Annotated in this window: 17 protein-coding genes; 12 read left to right on the top strand and 5 right to left on the bottom strand. The window is 62.5% G+C overall.

Going from position 1 to position 18,822, the window contains the following annotated elements; genetic code table 11:
- Positions 1–251 precede the first annotated feature (251 nt).
- The 6 genes from QZ190_RS17045 to otnI all read left to right on the top strand — a co-directional run bounded on the left by QZ190_RS17045 (position 252) and on the right by otnI (position 6,275).
- Complete coding sequence (locus QZ190_RS17045; protein WP_291918827.1) at positions 252–1,376, top strand: porin; 1,125 nt, start codon at positions 252–254, stop codon at positions 1,374–1,376.
- 197 nt (positions 1,377–1,573) lie between these two features.
- Positions 1,574–2,548 (top strand): tripartite tricarboxylate transporter substrate binding protein, encoded by a 975-nt coding sequence (locus tag QZ190_RS17040; RefSeq protein WP_291918825.1) that lies wholly within the window; start codon positions 1,574–1,576, stop codon positions 2,546–2,548.
- A gap of 11 nt (positions 2,549–2,559) precedes the next feature.
- The gene (ltnD, locus tag QZ190_RS17035) at positions 2,560–3,459 is read left to right on the top strand and encodes an L-threonate dehydrogenase (RefSeq protein WP_291918823.1); all 900 of its coding nucleotides are present in this window, start codon (positions 2,560–2,562) and stop codon (positions 3,457–3,459) included.
- Complete coding sequence (gene otnK, locus QZ190_RS17030; RefSeq protein ID WP_291918821.1) at positions 3,456–4,721, top strand: 3-oxo-tetronate kinase; 1,266 nt, start codon at positions 3,456–3,458, stop codon at positions 4,719–4,721. Before ltnD ends, otnK begins: the two co-directional genes overlap by 4 nt.
- Positions 4,722–4,723: 2 nt before the next feature.
- Entirely contained in the window at positions 4,724–5,383 is a 660-nt protein-coding gene (locus QZ190_RS17025; protein WP_291918819.1) for an aldolase, read from the top strand.
- 58 nt (positions 5,384–5,441) lie between these two features.
- A complete protein-coding gene (gene otnI, locus QZ190_RS17020) occupies positions 5,442–6,275 on the top strand; it encodes a 2-oxo-tetronate isomerase (RefSeq protein WP_291918817.1) in 834 nt (277 codons plus the stop codon).
- A gap of 85 nt (positions 6,276–6,360) precedes the next feature.
- On the opposite strand, the gene QZ190_RS17015 is transcribed toward otnI, so the two are convergent.
- The 4 genes from QZ190_RS17015 to QZ190_RS17000 all read right to left on the bottom strand — a co-directional run bounded on the left by QZ190_RS17015 (position 6,361) and on the right by QZ190_RS17000 (position 10,973).
- Positions 6,361–8,532: a molybdopterin cofactor-binding domain-containing protein gene (locus QZ190_RS17015; protein WP_291918815.1), complete on the bottom strand. Its 2,172-nt coding sequence runs from the start codon at positions 8,530–8,532 to the stop codon at positions 6,361–6,363.
- Complete coding sequence (locus tag QZ190_RS17010) at positions 8,529–9,002, bottom strand: (2Fe-2S)-binding protein (protein WP_291918813.1); 474 nt, start codon at positions 9,000–9,002, stop codon at positions 8,529–8,531. The genes QZ190_RS17015 and QZ190_RS17010 overlap by 4 nt, the downstream gene beginning before the upstream one ends.
- Positions 9,003–9,273: 271 nt before the next feature.
- Positions 9,274–10,278: an XdhC family protein gene (locus QZ190_RS17005; RefSeq protein ID WP_291918811.1), complete on the bottom strand. Its 1,005-nt coding sequence runs from the start codon at positions 10,276–10,278 to the stop codon at positions 9,274–9,276.
- Entirely contained in the window at positions 10,275–10,973 is a 699-nt protein-coding gene (locus QZ190_RS17000) for a nucleotidyltransferase family protein (RefSeq protein WP_291918809.1), read from the bottom strand. Before QZ190_RS17000 ends, QZ190_RS17005 begins: the two co-directional genes overlap by 4 nt.
- 155 nt (positions 10,974–11,128) lie before the next feature.
- Here QZ190_RS17000 and QZ190_RS16995 point away from each other — a divergent pair, with 155 nt between their 5' ends.
- Both QZ190_RS16995 and QZ190_RS16990 read left to right on the top strand, forming a co-directional pair.
- A complete protein-coding gene (locus QZ190_RS16995) occupies positions 11,129–12,610 on the top strand; it encodes a M20 family metallopeptidase (protein WP_291918807.1) in 1,482 nt (493 codons plus the stop codon).
- A gap of 8 nt (positions 12,611–12,618) precedes the next feature.
- A complete protein-coding gene (locus QZ190_RS16990) occupies positions 12,619–13,488 on the top strand; it encodes an alpha/beta hydrolase (RefSeq protein WP_291918805.1) in 870 nt (289 codons plus the stop codon).
- On the opposite strand, the gene QZ190_RS16985 is transcribed toward QZ190_RS16990, so the two are convergent.
- Complete coding sequence (locus QZ190_RS16985; RefSeq protein ID WP_291918803.1) at positions 13,442–14,632, bottom strand: MFS transporter; 1,191 nt, start codon at positions 14,630–14,632, stop codon at positions 13,442–13,444. The genes QZ190_RS16990 and QZ190_RS16985 overlap by 47 nt on opposite strands.
- Before the next feature lie 149 nt (positions 14,633–14,781).
- On the opposite strand from QZ190_RS16985, the gene QZ190_RS16980 reads away from it, so the two are divergent.
- The 4 genes from QZ190_RS16980 to QZ190_RS16965 all read left to right on the top strand — a co-directional run bounded on the left by QZ190_RS16980 (position 14,782) and on the right by QZ190_RS16965 (position 18,370).
- Entirely contained in the window at positions 14,782–16,410 is a 1,629-nt protein-coding gene (locus QZ190_RS16980) for a peptide chain release factor 3 (protein ID WP_053173521.1), read from the top strand.
- Between the two features lie 203 nt (positions 16,411–16,613).
- Positions 16,614–16,817 (top strand): hypothetical protein, encoded by a 204-nt coding sequence (locus QZ190_RS16975; protein WP_291918799.1) that lies wholly within the window; start codon positions 16,614–16,616, stop codon positions 16,815–16,817.
- A gap of 61 nt (positions 16,818–16,878) precedes the next feature.
- Positions 16,879–17,151, top strand: coding sequence for a helix-turn-helix domain-containing protein (locus QZ190_RS16970; RefSeq protein ID WP_291918797.1), 273 nt, complete (start codon positions 16,879–16,881; stop codon positions 17,149–17,151).
- On the top strand, positions 17,141–18,370 hold the full coding sequence (locus tag QZ190_RS16965) for a type II toxin-antitoxin system HipA family toxin (protein ID WP_291918795.1): 1,230 nt from the start codon (positions 17,141–17,143) through the stop codon (positions 18,368–18,370). The genes QZ190_RS16970 and QZ190_RS16965 overlap by 11 nt, the downstream gene beginning before the upstream one ends.
- The last annotated feature ends 452 nt before the right edge of the window (positions 18,371–18,822 follow it).

Below are 18,822 nucleotides of genomic sequence, written 5' to 3'. Positions count from 1 at the left end.
CCAAGGCGAGTTCACCTTCCCCTGGCCGATCATTTCTGCAGCGCTGATCGTGGCCATTGTGCCGGTGGCCATCCTGATTGCGATTTTTCAGGAGCGGGTGGTGGGTGGGTTGACCCAGGGCGGCCTCAAGGGCTGAGCGTCGCATCAAGCCGATTTTTGACAGGAGGTACACCACGCCGGATTTAACGTCACTGATTCTGTTTCTGTCACAACCATTGGACTCGAAGAGTCATTTTTAAAGGGGATTCAAAATGAAAAAAACACTTGTCACTGCCATGGCCGTCTTGGCTGCGGGCAGCAGCTTTGCGCAAAGCAGCGTCACCCTGTGGGGCCGCATGGACTTGGGTTATCAGCACATCGACATGGGCTCTGCGACACGCAGTGGCATTGACAATGGCGCGTATGGCACCTCACGCTTCGGTATTCGCGGCGTGGAGGATCTGGGTGACGGCCTGACCGCACGTTTTGCCATGGAGTCCAGCATTGCAGCCGATAACGGCCAGATCGGCGCGGGCAGCACGTTTTTCAACCGCGGCAGCAGCGTGGGCCTGACCAGCAAGACTTGGGGTTCGATCGATCTCGGTCGTCAATATGTGCCCATGTTCTGGCCATTCCTGTGGGCAGATGACAGCAGCCGTTGGCGTCTCTCGCCCTACAGCGCCGTGCAATCGGTGCAGCGGGGCAGCTTCACCCGGATCAACGCTGCAGCCTCACCGGTCAAGACGGCTGGCTCGCTGGACAGCATCTCCAATGGCATTTACTCGGTGGGCATCACTTCCGCCTATGAAGACAACCTGCTTGTCTATAGAACACCCACCTTCAACGGCTTCAGTGGCAGCGTTGCTTACGGCATGGGTGCAGAAAACGCCAGTGACAGCGCCAACAAAAAAGACCGCAAGGTTCAAAGTGCCAACTTGGAACTCAAGAAAGATTGGGGCTACGTGGGCGTGGGGATGAACTCCAAAAATGGCTCGGTGGTGTCGGGTGAGACCCAGAAGTTGACCGAATCCTTGGTCTCGGGCATGTACAAGGTGTCCTCTAGCCTGAATGTTTATGGCAATTACCACACCTGGAAACTCGACAGCGCCCAGGACCTCAAAGGCAAAGACCACATGCTGGGCGTTTCCTACTGGATGCCCTCGAGCATGGTCTGGCTGAACTACGCCAACAAGAGCTTGGACAATTGCAACGACTGCGGCTCCAAGGGTTTTGGTGTGGGTTACCACTACTTCCTGTCCAAGCGCACAGAGGTCTATGCCCAATATGGCAAAACGAGCAACCAGAGCCAATCGGCTGTAGGTTTGAACGGGTTTAACCCCAGCACACCAGGTCAGGGCGTGACGGGCTACAGCTTCGGCATCGCACACTCGTTCTGACGCTGAATTCTGCCTGAGCAGCGGACGTTGTCGTCCACCACTGGCTGTCTGCCGCTCGGGCAGTTTTGTCAACATTGCAGGGCCGTCTTCCCTGTTGCAACCCAGCGGAGGGCCTCAGGGTCCTCCGTGTTCTCCCCGATGCAAGCTTCTTGCAAAATTTGTATGATGACCTGATCAATTCACATCGGGAATCTTTCATGCAACGCAGAAACTGGATCGCAGCGGCCGCTGCTTTGGCCGCCATCACGCCCTTTTTGGCCAGCACCGCTACGGCGCAGACTTGGCCCGCACGGCCCATCAAGCTGGTAGTGCCTTTTCCACCTGGCGGCTTGATCGACAACATGGCGCGCTTGGTTGCGCCCAAGCTGGCGATCGAATTGGGCCAGCCCATCGTTATTGACAACAAGCCCGGTGCCGGTGGCAACCTGGGCGCGGCCGAGGCGGCGCGTGCGGCCGCCGATGGTTACACCTTGCTCATGGCATCGCCCCCGCTGACCATCAGCCCGGCGCTCTACAGCAAGCTCCCTTACAAGCCCGAGCAAATTGTCCCGGTGGCCCTGCTGGGCCGCGTGCCCAATGTGCTGGTGGTCAACCCGGCTGCTGGCATCCACACGGTGGCTGAACTCACGGCCCTTGCCAAGTCCAAGCCGGGCCAGCTCAACTATGCGTCCAACGGGCAGGGCACCTCGCTGCACCTGAGTGCGGAGTTGTACAAAAGCCAGTCGGGCGCGTTTGTCACGCACATCCCTTACCGGGGTGCGGCAGCAGGCCTCACGGGCCTGATGGCGGGCGAGGTGAACATGATGTTTGACAACCTGCCCTCGGCGCTGGGCCTGATCAACGGCGGCAAGCTCAAGGCCCTGGCCGTGACCACACCCCAGCGCAGCAGCGCCTTGCCCAATGTGCCCACCATGGAAGAAGCGGGCATGAAGGGCTACCAGGTGTTTGCCTGGTTTGGTGTGGCCGCGCCTGCGGGCTTGAGCACCCCGGTTGCGCAAAAACTGGAACAAGCGCTGGAGCGCGTGGCCAAGCAGCCCGAAGTCCAGGCCGCCATGCAGAAAGCCGGTGCGGAGCCGACTTGGGTGAACGCCCAAGGCATGGCCAGCTTCATGCAGGCCGACACGGCGCAATGGAAAAAAGTGGCGAGCTTCGCCAAGATCACTTTGGATTGAGGAATCACAAGATGACCACCGTTGGATTGATTGGTTTGGGGGCCATGGGCTCGGGCATGGCCGCATCGCTGCGCCGCGCCGGGCACAGCGTGCAGGTGTTTGATGTGCGCCGCGAGGTGGCCGAGGCCTTCACCCACGCAGGGGGCATGGCGCATGACACGCTGGCCTCGCTGGGTGCGGCGTGTGATGTGGTGGTGTCTGTGGTGGTGAATGCCGCGCAAACCGAAGCCGTGTTGTTTGGCGATGGCAGCACCTCCGGTTGCGCGGCCAGCATGAAGCCGGGCAGCGTGTTCGTGATGTGCTCCACCGTGGACCCGAATTGGTCGGTGGCTTTGGAATCGCGCTTGGAGGCCATGGGCTTGCGTTATGTAGACGCGCCCATCTCGGGTGGCGCGGCGAAAGCCGCATCCGCACAGATGACCATGATGACGGCAGGCAAGCCAGAGGCTTATGCCGTGGCCGAGCCCTTCTTGAACGCCATGGCCGCCAAGGTCTACAAGCTGGGCGACAGCGCGGGCGCGGGCAGCAAGGTCAAGATCATCAACCAGCTGCTGGCGGGCGTGCACATTGCGGCCGCTGCCGAAGCCATGGCCCTGGGCCTGCGCGAGGGTGTAGACCCGGTCGCTTTGTACGAGGTCATCACCAACAGCGCGGGCAACAGCTGGATGTTTGAAAACCGCATGGCCCATGTGCTGGCGGCTGACTACACACCGCTGTCGGCCGTGGACATTTTTGTGAAGGATTTGGGCATCGTGCTCGACATGGCGCGTGCCAGCAAATTCCCGCTGCCGCTGTCCAGCACCGCGCACCAGATGTTCATGCAGGCCAGCACCGCAGGCTTTGCCAAAGAAGACGACAGCGCGGTGATCAAGATTTTTCCGGGCATCGAATTGCCGAAAGGCAAGGCATGAAAATCAAACTGGGCTGTATTGCCGACGACTTCACAGGCGCCACCGACCTGGCCAACAACCTGGTGCGTTCGGGGATGCGGGTGGTGCAGACCATTGGCGTGCCCACCGCGCCGCTGGCCGCCGATGTTCATGCCGTGGTGGTGGCGCTCAAGTCGCGCACCATTCCCGCGGCCGAAGCCATCGCGCAATCGCTTGCCGCTTTGAAGTGGTTGCAGGCGCAAGGGGCAGAGCAAATCTATTTCAAATACTGCTCCACCTTTGACAGCACGCCCGAAGGCAACATCGGCCCGGTGACCGAGGCGCTGATGGACGCGCTGGGCACGGACTTCACCATCGCCACCCCGGCCTTTCCGGACAACGGCCGCACCGTGTTCAAAGGTTACCTGTTCGCGGGCAACGTGCTGCTCAATGAATCCGGCATGCAAAACCACCCGCTCACGCCCATGAACGACGCGAATTTGGTGCGCGTGATGCAGGCGCAAACCAAGCGCCGCGTGGGCTTGATCGACTACAAAACCGTGGCCCAAGGCGCGGAGACCATTCGCGAGCGCATCGCCGCGCTGCGAGCCGAAGGTGTGGGTGTGGCCGTGGTGGATGCAACCAGCAACGACGACCTTCTCCTGCTTGGGCCCGCATTGAAAGGCATGCCGCTGGTCACCGCCGGTTCGGGTGTGGCGATTGGCCTGCCCGCCAACTTTGGCCTCCAGCCTTCGCTGCAAGCCAGTCAGTTGCCTGCCACCAGTGGCTTGCAGGCGGTGGTGTCGGGCAGCTGCTCTGTGGCCACCAATGCGCAAGTGGCGCACTTCAAAGCCACGGGCCGACCCGCGATGGCGATCAACCCGGCGGCGCTGATGCACGGCCAAAGCGACGCCCAGGTGCAGCAGGTGCTGGCCTGGGCCGCGCCGCTGTTGAAAGATGGCCCGGTGCTGGTGTATTCCACCGCCGAGCCCGATGCAGTGAAAGCCGTGCAGGCGCAGCTGGGCGTGGCCGAAGCAGGTGCTTTGGTGGAACACGCGCTGGCCGCTGTGGCGCGTGGCCTGGTCGATTTGGGTGTGAAGCAGCTGGTGGTGGCTGGGGGTGAAACCTCGGGCGCTTGTGTGCAGGCGCTGGACATTGCGCAGCTGCAAATCGGCCCGCAAATCGACCCGGGTGTGCCGTGGTGCCATGCGCCTTCTGAAGACGGGGGTGTGCACATCACGCTCAAATCGGGCAACTTCGGCACCGAGGATTTCTTCAGCAAAGCCTTTACAGTCTTGGCATGAGCATGACCGAAACCCAAGCCCGTGAAGAGATGTGCCGCGTGGGCCGCAGCCTGTTTGAGCGGGGCTATGTGCACGCCACGGCGGGCAACATCAGCGTGCGGCTCGATGACGGCTTCCTCATCACCCCTACCGACGCGTGCCTGGGTTTTCTGGACCCGGCGCGCCTGGCCAAACTCGATGGGCAAGGCCAGCAAGTCAGCGGCGACAAGGGCAGCAAAACCATCGCCTTGCACCGCCAAATTTACGCCGCCGCTTGCGAGCACGATGCCAACACCCGCTGCGTGATCCACACCCACAGCACACACTGCGTGGCGCTCAGCCTGAACGCCCAGGGGCCTGAGTTGCTGCCGCCCATCACGCCTTACTTTGTGATGAAAGTGGGCCATGTGCCGCTGGTGCGCTACCACCGCCCGGGCAGCCCCGATGCCGCGCAAGAAGTGGCGGCGCTGATCCGCCAATACGCCGCGCAGGGTGCGCCGATACGCGCCGTGATGCTCACGCGCCTGGGGCCCAACGTCTGGCATGACACGCCAGCCGCTGCCATGGCCACGCTCGAAGAGCTGGAAGAAACCTCGCGGCTCATGCAGCTCCAACCTGACACGCCACCCCTGCAAGCCAGCGCGCTGGACGAACTGCACCAGCACTTTGGCGCACGCTGGTAACCCTGCAGGAGCGAACTCCTCGCCGCGATTGAACCCATTGCACAACGAAAGAAAACCCATGCCACGTTTTGCCGCCAACCTCTCGATGATGTACCCCGACTTGCCGTTTTTGGACCGCTTTGAAGCGGCGGCCAAAGACGGTTTCAAGGCCGTGGAGTATTTGTTTCCTTATGCCTTTCCAGCGCAAGAGCTGTCCGCCCGTCTGAAAGCCAATGGTTTGCAGCAGGTGCTGTTCAACGCGCCGCCGGGGGGCACCGATGCCGAGAGCTTTGGCAAGGCTTGGGAGACGGGCCAACGGGGCACAGCCAGTGTGCCCGGGCGCGAAGCCGAGTTTCGTGCCGGCTTTGCGCAAGCCTTGGTCTATGCCGAGGCGCTGAACTGCCCGCGCATCCACGCCATGGTGGGATTGCGGGCCGAGGGGGCCAACCCTGAAGCGGCTGACGCCACGCTGATCGGCAACTTGCAATGGGCCGCCGTCGAAGCTGCCAAGGCCGGGCGCGATGTGCTGGTCGAACCCATCAACACCCGCAGCGTGCCGGGCTTTCACCTGAACCGCCAGGACCACGCGCACCGCATCGTGCAGGCGGTGGGTGCGGCCAATGTGAAGGTGCAAATGGACCTGTTCCACTGCCAGATTGTGGAAGGCGACTTGAGCGCGAAGATCGCGCAGTACCTGCCTACGGGCCGGGTGGGACATTTTCAGATTGCCGAAGTGCCGCACCGCCACGAGCCGGGCACGGGCGAAGTCAACTGGACACATGTCTTCCAGGTCATCGACCAAGTGTCGGCCGAATGCGGCTGGGATGGCTGGATCGGGTGCGAGTACAACCCGGCCGATGCTTCGGCGGGCGGCACGTCGCGCGGCTTGGGTTGGGCGCGGCCTTACCTCTGATCGTTGGCGCTGGTGCGCACAGGCTGATCAGGGCGTGTGCCACGCCCATCGCTCACCCCGTGGGCGATGAACCTTCAATCTCTCGTCAGACCATCGGCAAAGGCAAAGCGCGCAAGCGCTTGCCATTGAGCGATGCGATCGCGTTGGCAATGGCCGGTGCCAAAGGCGGCAGGCCCACTTCGCCAATGCCACCGGGGTGGTTGTCGGTGGGCATCACCTTGACAAACACTTCTGGCGTTTCATTGGCACGCAGCACCTGGTAGGTGTTCAGATTGGTTTGAAAAGGTTCACCGGCCCTGAAGTCCATGCGCTCGTGCAGCGCGGCCGACAAGCCAAAGATGACCGAGCCTTCGATTTGTGCCTGGATGTTTTGCGGCTGTAAAGCGTGACCGCAGTCCACCGCTGACCAGACCTTGTGCACCTTGGGGCGGCCCTTGACGATGGACACCTGCACCACCATGCCGCAATAGGTGTTCCACGCATCTGAATATGCCAGGCCCAGCGCATGGCCTTTGGGCAGCTTGGCCTTGCCCCATTGGGACATGTCGGCCACCGCTTTGAGCACGGCCTGGCCACGCGGGTGTTTCTGGAGCAGGTCCATGCGGTAAGCCAGGGGGTCGGCTTTCACACCACGAGCGACTTCGTCGATCAGGGTCTCGATGGCAAACTTGGTGTAGCCCGGACCCACGGCACGCCAGAACCCGGCCTGGATGCCGCGCTCTTCGATCATGAACTGCGCGCTGTGGTCGGGGATGTCGTAGGTGATTTCGACCCCTTCCATCACGGGGGCGTCTTTGCCTCCAGCTGCTTTGAAAGCCGGTGGCACCACGCGTGAATAAATGCCCTCGGACACCACGCGGTGCAGCAGGCCCACGATCTTGCCCTGTGCGTCCACCCCGGCCACCAGGTGCTGGCCGGTCATGGGGCGGTATTTGTCATGGACCATGTCGTCTTCACGGGTCCAGATGACCTGGATCGGTGTGCCTGGCATGGCCTTGGCCACCAGCGCCGCATCGGCCGCGTAATCGGCCTCCACCCGGCGACCAAAACCACCACCGAGCAAGGTGATGTTGACCGTGATGTTTTCCGGCTTGAAGCCACCTGCGCCCGCCACCGTACCGGTGACAAACGAGGCCGATTGGGCCGGTGCCCAGACTTCGATCTTGTCGCCGTCCACCCGCGCGGTGCAGTTCATGGGCTCCAGGCAAATGTGGCTGACCATCTCGCTGATGTAGGACGCACTGAAGGTTTTTGTTGCCCCCGCCAACTTGGCTGCTGCGTCGCCGTGCGCGATGAAGGCCACGCCTTTGTCGTTCAGGTCTTCCGCACGCTTGGTGTATTCCACGCGCATTTGGTCGGTGTATTGCACGCGTGCCTTGGAGTTGCGGCTCCAAACCACCTTGAGCTGGTCGCGTGCCATCTTGGCCGTGTAGAACGAATCGGCCACCACGGCCACGCCGTAGGGCAGTCGCACCACGTTTTTCACACCGGCAACCGCGCGGGCAGCGGTGTCGTCCACGCTCTCGGGCACTTCGCCTTGCACCGGCGCACGCAGCACCGATGCCCACAGCATGCCGGGCAAACGCTGGTCAATGCCGTAGAGCGCCTGGCCGCTCGACTTGGCGGGCACGTCGACGCGGGGAATGTCCTTGCCGATCAGGCGAAACTGCGCCATGGGCTTGAGCATGCTCTTGTCGACCTTGGGCAGCTCGGCCGGGGCCTTGGCCACCTTGGCGATGTCGGCGTACGTCATGGCGCGGCCACTGCTGTGGATCACGCGGCTGGCTTCAGTACGCAGCTCGGCAGCAGGCACGCCCATGGCCTGGGCCGCAGCGTTCACCATCACCAAACGGGCCTGGGCACCGGCCAGGCGCAGGGGCTCGTAATAGCCTTGCACCGTGCGCGATGCGCCGGTGGTCATGCCGCCACCAAAGCGGGGGTTGCCAAAGCGCTTGGGGTCGCTGGGCGACTGCACCACGCGCACCTGGCTCCAGTCCAGGTCCATCTCTTCGGCCAGCAGCATGGGCATGGCGGTCATGGTGCCTTGGCCCATTTCGGAGGCGGGCGACATCAGGGTCACCACCCCGTCCAAGCCGATATTGATCCAGCTGTTGGGAGCAAAGCTGCCTGCGCCGGGCGCCTGGGCCAACGCCAGCTCGGTTTGTGTGAGGCCGAACGACAAGCCCAAAGCCAGACCGCCAGAGCCAAGGATGAAGGAGCGGCGTGACACGCTCGGTGTGGTGTTCATCGGGTTCATGCCTTGCCTCCTTGGAGGGTTTTCTGGGCGTGCGAGACCGCGCTGGCGATCTGGTTGTAGGTGCCGCAGCGGCAGATGTTGCCGCTCATGGCTTCGAGGATTTCGGTGCGACTGAGGTTCTTTTTGACCACGCTGATCACCTTGGCCGCGGTCATGAGTTGGCCCGACTGGCAATAGCCGCATTGCGGCGCTTGGGCTTTGACCCAACCGGCTTGCAGCGCCTGGCCCGTGCGGGTTTTCATCAGGCCTTCCACGGTGGTGATGTCTTTGCCCTCGGCGGCCGACAGGGGCAGCGCGCAAGAGCGCACCGGTTCACCGTTCAGGTGCACCGTGCAGGCGCCGCACTGGGCAATGCCGCAGCCGAACTTGGTGCCGGTGAGGTTGAGCTTTTCGCGGATGACCCAGAGCAATGGGGTCTCCGGCTTGGCGTCGACCGACACGGCCTCGCCATTGACTTTCATTCGAACCATGCGTGTCTCCAGTGGTGTCACCCGATGCAGTCCTCCTGAGTCCGCGCAAAACCCACGCCTTGCGCCTGCACCGTGAAGCGATGAAGTTAAAGCGAGCGCTGTCACTCGCTTGTCGCGCAGGGCTCAAACCCGGGCAAACCCTGAGGGGTGGTGTGTCAGAAAGCCAGTTCCCTGCAGGGGCACACACCGTGGGCGATGGGGCCGCTCGCGGGTGACAGGTCAGGACGTGTGCCACGCCCATTGCGCACGGGGTGCAGCGCCCACAAAAGTCTCAAGCGCTCAACCCACACACTGTCTTCGAGCCTTCCCAGTTGCTGAGCGCTTGTTTCAAATCAGTGCCTCGGCGCATGGCGGTCATCTCGGCCACGATGCTCAAGGCGATTTCGGGGGGCGTCAAAGCGCCAATGTTCAGGCCGACGGGACCGTGCAATTGCTGAACTTCGGCTTCGCTCACGTCAAAGTCGAGCAAGCGTTTGCGGCGCTGCGCGTTGTTGTGCAGCGAGCCCAATGCGCCCACATAAAAGGCGGGGGTGCGCAGTGCTTCCATCAGAGCCAGATCGTCGAGCTTGGGGTCGTGTGTGACGGCCACCACGGCGCTGTTGTGGTCCAGCCGCATGGCCAGAACCAGGTCGTCGGGCATCTGGGTGGACAAGGTCACGCCCGTCATGGCTTCCCAGCCCTCGTGGTATTCCACACGCGGCTCGCATACCGTGACCTGGTAGTCCAGCATCGCGGCCATGGCGGCCAGGTAACGCGACAGCTGACCGCCACCGATGATGAGCAATCGCAGGCGTGGGCCGTGCACCGTGGTCAGGCTTTGGCCATCAAACTGCAACTTGTCGCCTGTGGTGGCGGCCCCCATGCGCACCAGGCCCGTGGCCATGTCCAGGCGGCGCTCTACGCGCTGGTGTTGCTCAATCAGCACCAGCAATTCGCGCAGCTGCGACTGGGCCGACAGTGGCTCCAGCACCACTTGCACTGAGCCGCCGCAGGGCAGACCGAAGCGGCGCACTTCTTCGGCGGTCTGGCCGTAGGTGGTGGTGTCGGGCAGGCGCAGGGCCAGCTCGCCAGCGGCCACACGGCGGATCAAATCGTCTTCGATGCAGCCGCCCGAGACCGAACCGGCCACCTGGCCGTCGTCACGGATGATCATGAGTGAGCCAGGGGGACGTGGGGCCGAGCCCCAGGTGCGCACCACCGTACCCATGACCACGCGGTGGCCCCGGCTTTGCCAGTCCAGCGCGGTGCGGATCACGTCAATGTCGATGCTGTTCATGGTGTGTGTCTTGTTGAGCGTTCCAAATCGTGCGGCCAACGCAGGCTTTGCCCCGTCAACTGCGCCACGGCCAGGCGGTCTTCTTCATTGTCCACGTCCAGGCGGTAATGGCTATCGGGTGTTTCCCAGTGGTACACGGCTGCGGGGTGGGCGCGTTGCCATGGGCGAACGCCCATGTGGTCGTCGCCCGCCAGAATTTGCGCCATCACCGCGCCAGAGAAGACCACGGGGTTGCCGGGCAAGCCTTGCACGCTTGGTTGCAGCAGCGCGGTGCCGGCCGGGCGCTGCGCAAAAGCCTGCAGCAGCGCTCGCACCGCTTGTGCGTTGATCAGCGGCTGGTCGGCCAGCGCCACCACCACCGCATCCAGCCCGGGCGGCAAGGCCCGCAAGCCGATGCGCAAGGAGCTGACATGGCCGTCATCAGGCTGTGGGTTGCGCACAGGCTGGGCCGCCCAACGGGCCCAGGCGCCGTCTTGCAAGATGCGCTCGACGTGGTGCCCCAGCACCACGCCAACGGGCGTCACGCCCGCCAGTGTCAAGGCCTGCAATTGCCGCTCCAGCAGACTCACGCCATCGATCTGCAGCAGGCATTTGGGCCGGTGGCCCATGCGGCTGCCCGCGCCCGCGGCCAGCACGAGGCCGCCCACGCGTGGTGCTGGGCTCGGTGTGGGCTGAACTGGCAGTGTCGCGGTCAAACGGGCGCTCCTGGTCGGTGACTGACAGGTCATTGTGCCGCGGGCTTGCACCTGTGCTGCCGCTTTGGCGTCACCTCTGTGAATGCCTGCCGTGGCCAGCCGATCCCAAACGCGCTACAGTGTTTTTCTTTTGTGTCGCCCTGAGGAGCCCCACCATGAACGCCCCCCTGCACCGCGAAATGCCCGAAGGCACGCTCGACAGCGCCCGCGCCCTGAACGACGTGACCCAAGCCTGGGACAGCACCATCCTGCCCGAGCTGAAAAATTACATCGAGATCCCGGCCAAGTCGCCCTCATTTGACGCCGATTGGGCCGTACACGGCCACATCGAGACCGTGCTGCGCAATGCCGCGCAGTGGGTCGAGGCGCAAAAGGTGGAGGGCCTGACACTGGAGGTCATTCGCCTGCCGGGCCGCACGCCCGTCATGTTTTTTGAAGTGGCCGCCACCCGCGCTGCCAGCGAGGGCTCGGGCCAGACCGTGCTGATGTACGGCCACCTGGACAAGCAACCCGAGTTCAACGGCTGGCGCAATGACCTCGGCCCCTGGACCCCTGTTTATGAAGACGGCAAGCTTTATGGACGAGGCGGCGCAGACGATGGTTATGCGGTCTACGCCAGCATCGCGGCCGTGCAGGCGCTCAAAAGCCAGAAGACACCGCACCCGCGCATCGTCGGCCTGATCGAGACTTGCGAAGAGTCCGGCTCTTATGACTTGCTGCCTTATGTGGACGCGTTGCGCACCCGCCTGGGCGATGTGGGCCTGGTGATTTGCCTGGACAGCGGCGCGGGCAACTACGACCAGCTGTGGCTGACCACCAGCCTGCGCGGCATGGCCAGCGGCACGCTCAAGGTGCAGGTGCTGACCGAGGGCATCCACTCGGGCGACGCCTCGGGCCTGGTGCCGTCGAGCTTTCGCATCATGCGCCAGGTGCTCGACCGCCTCGAAGACAGTGCCACGGGCCGCCTGCTGCCCGCCAGCTTCCATTGCGAAGTGCCCGCCGAGCGCTTGGCGCAAGCACAGGCCACGGCCGCCATTTTGGGCGACGAGGTGTACAAGCGCTTCCCCTGGGCGCACTACGACTGCGGTGGATCCACCAGCTTTGCCCTGCCCACCACCACCGACCCGACCCAAGCCCTGATCAACCGCACCTGGACACCCACACTGAGCGTGACCGGAGCCGAAGGCTTTCCGGCGATCAAAGACGCTGGCAATGTGCTGCGGCCCTACACCGCCTTCAAACTCAGCCTGCGCCTGCCGCCACTGGTGGACGCCGCGCAAGCCGTGGCCGAAATGAAAGCCTTGCTGGAAGACAACGCGCCTTACCAAGCCAAAGTGACCTTTGAATCGAATGGCGGCGCCACCGGCTGGAACGCGCCCGACACTTCACCCTGGTTCGAGCAAGCCCTTAACGCCTCCAGCCAAGCACACTTTGGCGCGGGCGTGGGCTACATCGGCCAAGGCGGCACCATTCCGCTCATGAACATGCTGAGCGCCGGTTTCCCCAAAGCGCAAATGATGGTCTGCGGTGTGCTGGGCCCCAAGAGCAACGCGCACGGACCGAACGAGTTTTTGCATGTGCCCTATGCCAAAAAACTCACCGCTGCCGTTGCCGAAGTCATGGCCCGCATGCCCTGATGACCGTCATGACGCGCCCCTCACTGCCACGCCCAAGCCTTTCGGCATTGCCGGGCGAGGCCGGTCAGCTGGCGGTCTACGATTGGGCCATGCCCGCCAGCCAACCCCTGGGCACGGTGCTCTTGGTGCACGGCCTGGGCGAACACGCCGGGCGCTATGGCGAGGTGGCGGCGCACTTGCACCAGTGGGGTTTTGCGGTGCGGGCCTATGACCAGCAAGGCCACGGCCAGTCAGAAGGCCTGCGCGGTGACATGCTGCGCCCCGGCAGCTTGCAGGCCGATTTGTGCCGCGTGATCGACGACACGCGCCAGCGCCCGGCTTTGATGGAGACGCCCCTCATCTTGCTGGGCCACAGCATGGGGGGCCTGGTGGTGGCCCGTACGCTGGCCGAGGCTTTGCGCCCGGTGGATGCAGCGGTTTTGTCGTCCCCCGCGCTGGGCGCGTTCCCCACCTTTTTCCAGAAAATACTGATGGCCAGCCTGCCCCGCGTGCTGCCCCACTTGCGTGTGGACAACGGCCTGAAAACCGAATTCGTGTCGCGCGACCCCGATGTGGTGAAGGCCTACAAGGCCGATGCGCTGGTGCACCGCCGCATCTCAACGGGCCTGGCCGGCTGGATTCTGGCGAACGGCGAGAAAACCCTCCTTGATGCGGCGAAGTGGGAAGTGCCCACCTTGCTCCTGTACGCAGGACGAGACAAGCTGGTCAATGCGCAGGCCACCGCTGACTTTGCAAACGCAGCACCTCAGGCCGTGGTGCAGTCCCAATGTTTTGAGGGCATGTACCACGAGATCTTCAACGACCTCTACCGCGCCCAGGTGTTCGCCGCGCTCAAGCGCTGGTTGCTGGCGCGCTTTTCTGCTCAGATCGCTGCTTGACCACCATCCAGGCCAGCGCCATACCGGTCAGGGCCACCGGGAGCAGCGAGCCGATGTTCAGCCACATCCAGCCCTGTGTGGTGACCAGTGCGCCTGAGGCGAAGGAAGTCACGGCCATGGTGGCGAACACAAAGAAGTTGATGGCCGCCTGACCCCGGTCTTTTTCGGCGGGGGTCCAGGCCTTCATGGCCAGCGTGGTGCTGCCGGTGAACAGGAAGTTCCAACCCAGCCCCAGCAAGAACAACGAGATCAGGAACTGGTGCAGCGCCACGCCCGACAGGGCAATCGCGATGCACACAAAGTTGATGACCACACCCACCGCCATGATTTGTAGCGTGCCGAATTTTTTGATCAGGTGGCCTGTGAAAAAGCCTGGCGCGAACATGCCGATCACATGCCACTCCAGCACCAGCGCCGCGTCGTCAAAACTGAAGCCACACACCTGCATGGCCAGCGGCGTGGCCGCCATCAGCAGGTTCATCACGCCGTAGCTCAGGGCCGCAGCGGCCGCCGCCACGATGAACACCGGCTGGCGCATGATCTCGCGCAAAGGACGCCCCACGCTGTCGCCCGGCTTTTTAGCAGGCACTGCCGGGAAGCGGATGAAGCTCATGCACACCATGGCCCAAATGGCCACGATGCCCAAAGCCAAATAAGCACCCAAAAACGGCACCTCGTACAAAGTGCGGGTGCGAGAAGCCAGGTTGGGGCCGACGATGGCCCCGATCAAACCGCCCGCCAGCACCAGCGAGATCGCTTTTTCCTTGAAGCCGTCCGCCGCCAATTCAGCGGCTGCGAAACGGTACAGCTGACCGTTGGCGCTGTAATAACCGGCGATCACCGTGGCGGCCACCAGTAACCAGAAGTTGTGGCTCCAAGCGGCGTACGCGGCCAGCAAAGTCGAGAAAAAAGCCACCACCAGCCCCAGCTGAAAAGACACTTTGCGCCCCCAGCGCGACTGGCTCTTGGCCACCAGCCCGGTCGACAGCGCACCGCCCACCACATAGCCCATGACGGGCAAAGTCGCCATCCAGCCCAGCGGCGCCATGGACAAACCCACCAGCCCGTTGATGGCGATGAACGTCACGTTGTTGGTGAAGAACAGCCCTTGGCAGAGCGTGAGGAGGATGAGGTTGGCATTCATACCGGGCAGTGTATCCCCGGCCCAACCCGCTGGCCCGCGCTTTGGCGACTGAGGCCCATCGCCCGGTAAAATCACCGCTTTCGCCAGCCCGCACGGGCCCGGCCAGCTTTGGACCCCATTGGCGGTCCGCACGACCTTCAGGACCCCTTGTGACCTACGCCCACGAAACCCGGCGCCGCCGGACTTTTGCCATCATTTCGCACCCCGACGCCGGTAAAACCACGCTGACCGAAAAACTCTTGCTGTTCTCGGGCGCGATCCAGATCGCCGGCTCGGTCAAGGCCCGCAAAGCCTCGCGCCACGCCACATCCGACTGGATGGAAATCGAAAAGCAGCGCGGTATCTCGGTGGCCTCGTCCGTGATGCAGATGCTCTACCGCGAGCACGTCATCAACCTGCTTGACACCCCCGGCCACAAAGACTTCTCGGAAGACACCTACCGCGTGCTGACGGCGGTGGACTCGGCGCTCATGGTCATTGACGCAGCCAACGGTGTGGAAGCACAAACCCGCCGCCTGATTGAGGTCTGCCGTCAACGCGACACGCCCATCATCACCTTCGTCAACAAGATGGACCGCGAAGTGCGCGACCCACTCGACATCCTCGACGAAGTTGAGCGCGAGCTGGGCATGCCCTGCGTGCCCATGACCTGGCCCGTGGGCCAGGGCAAGAGCTTCGGCGGCATCATCAACCTGCGCACGCAGGCCATGACGGTGTTTGACTCCGGCAGCGAACGCCTGCCGCAAGATTTCGAAACCATCCCGCTCACCGAGCAAGCCCAATTGGCCGAGCGCTTTGGCCTGGAGTGGCAAACCGCCATGGACAGCATGGAGCTGGCCACGGGCGCTTCGCCCGCGTTTGACGAAGCAGCGTTCTTGGCGGGCAAACAAACGCCCGTGTTCTTTGGTTCCGGCGTGAACAACTTCGGCGTGATGGAAGTGCTGGACGCCTTGGTGGACTTGGCCCCCGCGCCCAAGCCCCGCACCAGCAACCTGCTGGTCAACAAGCAGCCCGTGGTCAAGGAAATCCAGCCCGAAGACAGCGCGTTCTCGGGCGTGGTGTTCAAGGTGCAAGCCAACATGGACGCCAACCACCGCGACCGCATCGCCTTTGTGCGCATGGCCTCGGGCAAATACACCCCCGGCATGAAGCTCAAGGTGCAGCGCACCGCCAAAGAACTGCGCCCCACCAGCGTGGTCACTTTCCTATCGCAACGCCGTGAAGCGGTGGACGAAGCCTACGCGGGCGACATCATTGGCTTCACCACCCACGGCGGCGTGCAGCTGGGCGACACCATCACCGACGGGGCCAACCTGCAATTCACGGGCTTGCCGTTTTTTGCACCCGAACTCTTCATGACCGTGATCCTGAAGAACCCGCTGCGCACCAAACAATTGCAAACCGGCCTCGACCAACTCGGCGAAGAAGGCGCGATCCAGGTCTTCAAACCCGAAATCGGTGGCCCTATGCTGCTGGGTGCGGTGGGCCAGCTGCAGTTTGAAGTGGTTCAACACCGCCTCAAAGCCGAATACGACTGCGATGTGCGTTTAGAAGGCTGCCAGTACACCGGCGCCCGCTGGATCACCGCCGACACCCCGGCCGAGCTGCGCGAATTCACCAACGCGTACCCACAGCGCATGTCGCTCGACGCGGCAGGCACGCTGGCGTATTTGTGCACCAGCCCTTACGACGTGCGCCTGGCGCAAGAGCGCTTCCCCAAAATCCACTTCCATCCGCTGCGCGAGCACGCGGGATTGGCGCTGGGGTCTGCGGGTTGAGGGGGCTGCAAAGTTTGTCGATTGGGCGCAGACGGCAGGCCCGTTCGATTTGATCAATCGCGACACCCCGGGATATTGGGTGATGACATCCTCCACAGCTTGGAGAGCCTGCATCAATAGGCATTGGTCAAGTGCCCGCTTGTTGCGAAAGGTGTCATGGTGACATTGATGCCCACAAAGTGTCGCAATACTTTGATCGCGACATGGTGGTCCCGTGGCGCTGTATGGTGCGCGAACTGGGGCCAGACGTGCCCCGGCACATCGCCATGGCCGAGGGCTTGCGTTTTGTCTACATCGGCAATGTGCTCGACGCACAAAGCGGCACCACCTTTTGCCCCAATCCCCAACCCCCGTGCTGGTGTTTGCAGCGCATGGCGAAGGTTGTAGAGAGGCATTTTTGGATGTGAACCGGTTAAATATGCAAGTTTTGGCTTGCATTCGTGGCATTTAAAACTCAAAATGCAAGCCATGACTGACAATATCCGCCTCCCTGATGAATTGGGCCTGCAGTTGCGTGCACGTCGCGAAGCGCTGGGCTTGAGCAAGTCCGCGCTGGCCGAAAAGGCGGGCAAAGTCCGGGAAGTCATTTACAGACTGGAGGCCGGGGAAGATTCCACCGTGTCCTCGCTTTTGGCCGTCATGGGGGCCTTGGGGCTGGTGATGCGCATGGAGCGCGCAGGCCTGCCAACAGCCAGCGAAGTCGCTGCCAGGTTCATGGACGAGGACGACGATGCTGCCTGAAAAAATCCGTTTGTTGAACGTCTCGATTGGCGATGCCGACAACGCGGGTCAACTGATCCGGGCGTCTACCTATGAATTTCGCTATGTGCAGACCGACCCCGCGCAAGCGGCTGTGGCCTTGCTGATGCCGCCCGCACAGCAGCTCACATGGCAGGACGGTGACCTTTTTCCGCCGATGGACCAGAACCTGCCCGAAGGCGACTTGTTCATGAAGATTCGGGAACTCTTCTCGAAGCAGCCCATGACGCCCATGCACATGCTGGCGCTGGTAGGGCGCAATGGCATTGGCCGACTGGGTTACAGCCTGCCCGACCACACGGCCACGCCCATGCCCCGAACGCTGAGCAAAAACGAGTTATTGGGCACGGCCTACACCCCCGAGGTGTTCAACGAGTTGGTGGCCGCTTACCTGAGCACAGGCGCTGGCATCGCAGGCATGCAGCCCAAGATCATGGTGCCTGACCGCCCCACCGTGCCGATCCCTTCGCTCATTGTGAAGGCCGCCAGCCCTGCATACCCAGGCTTGGCCGCCAACGAATTTTTGTGCCTGACGGCCGCACGCGAAGCGGGCATCGAGACCCCTACATTCGATCTTTCAGACGATGGACAAATGTTGGTGCTGGACCGTTTTGACTTGGTGATGCATGACGATGGCCGGGTTGAACGCTTGGGGTTTGAAGACATCGCGGCCCTGGCTGGGCTGCGTGTGCGCGACATCCTGTCTGACCGCAAATACCAAGGCAGCTACCAGCGCATCGCAGAACTGTTGCGTCAACTGCAATTGCCCAGCGACAACCTGCACCGGTTTTTTGAGCAAGTGGCGTTTTCCATCATGGTGCGCAACGGCGACGCACATCTGAAAAATTATGGTTTGCTCTACCGCTCTGCTGAACAAGTTTGGCTGGCCCCCATGTTCGATGTGGTGACCACCAGCATCTACACCTACACCCAATACGCGGGCGGCCCTGAGCTGGAGGACCGCACCCTGGCGCTCAAACTGTTTGCGGGCAAGCACCACAGCAAAGCCTATCCCACGAAAGAGGAACTGGAAGATTTTGGCCGTCGCGTGTGTGGCGTCAGTCAGCCTGCGCATGCGCTGGCGCGCATTGCCCAAGCCATGCACAGCACCATGGAAAAAGCCAAAGGCGATCCGCGTGTGCCCAAGGCGCTGTGGGCGCAGATGGCGCAGGCTTGGGAGTCGGGGTATGGGTATGCGTAGTAGGTTGTCGAGTGCTTGCGTTCTGCTTTAGGCTGTTATGTAGAGATCTACATAACAGCCTCTATGCTCAGGTGACAACTATGCGCAGATGTTGTTTTGTGAATGACACTGGCCCCTCTGTCGGTGAGACTGCGGGGCCAGCGAAATCTGCGCATAGTTACAGTGTCTGAAGGAATTGCATAAGCGAGTCGGGAGCTTTGTATCGGCTCATCTTGGTATTGGGTTCCTCCAGCCTCGCAAGGGCCCGCTCTTTCATTGCAAGGTCAGCCTCAACGTAGCGGTGGGTGGTTGTCAATTTTTCGTGACCCAGCCAGAGAGCGATCACGTTGAATGGAACGCCTGACTGGAGCATGGTAAGCGTCCGGCCGTCCCATCTTGCTTTTCAATTCCCGCCTGTCACAACAGATACGTGTCCACTTAAAAATCGTGGACACGTAGACACTAAACCGGTG

The sequence above is a fragment of the Limnohabitans sp. genome (assembly GCF_017848645.1).
Lineage (GTDB): Bacteria > Pseudomonadota > Gammaproteobacteria > Burkholderiales > Burkholderiaceae_C > Limnohabitans_A.
The sequence above is the reverse complement of the archived record's forward strand: the minus strand, read 5'-3'. Positions and strand labels throughout refer to the sequence as shown.